The sequence below is a fragment of the Vibrio sp. 811 genome, assembly GCF_033339195.1.
On the sequence record NZ_JAWOUB010000970.1, the window covers coordinates 1 to 514 of the forward strand.

Below are 514 nucleotides of genomic sequence, written 5' to 3' on the forward strand. Positions count from 1 at the left end.
CTGAGTAATTCGTAAATACTCACATTTGGCGATAGAATACGAGGGAGCCGCATTGGCTCCTTTTTCTTTTTTAGGTTAGTGGAATGAACATAAAGCTTTACTACGTACATGACCCTATGTGCAGTTGGTGCTGGGGATACAAACCAACCATCGAAAAACTAAAACAACAACTGCCAGGTGTGATTCAGTTTGAGTATGTGGTGGGTGGGCTTGCACCAGATACTAATTTGCCAATGCCGCCAGAAATGCAACAAAAGCTTGAGGGGATTTGGAAGCAAATCGAAACTCAGCTAGGCACCAAGTTTAACTACGATTTCTGGAAACTGTGCACACCAGTGAGAAGTACGTATCAATCATGCCGCGCTGTTATCGCCGCGGGATTCCAAGATTCGTATGAGCAAATGCTCGAAGCGATTCAGCACGCCTATTATCTACGTGCAATGCCGCCTCATGAAGAAGCAACGCATCTTCAATTAGCGAAAGAGATTGGCCTGAATGTGCAGCAGTTTAAAAA

Annotated in this window: 1 protein-coding gene; it reads left to right on the forward strand. The window is 44.6% G+C overall.

What is annotated here, in order from left to right; translation table 11 throughout:
* Positions 1 to 83 precede the first annotated feature (83 nt).
* The coding region (locus R7Q46_RS30405) for a DsbA family protein (RefSeq protein ID WP_318078744.1) at positions 84 to 514 on the forward strand (431 nt) is incomplete at its 3' end.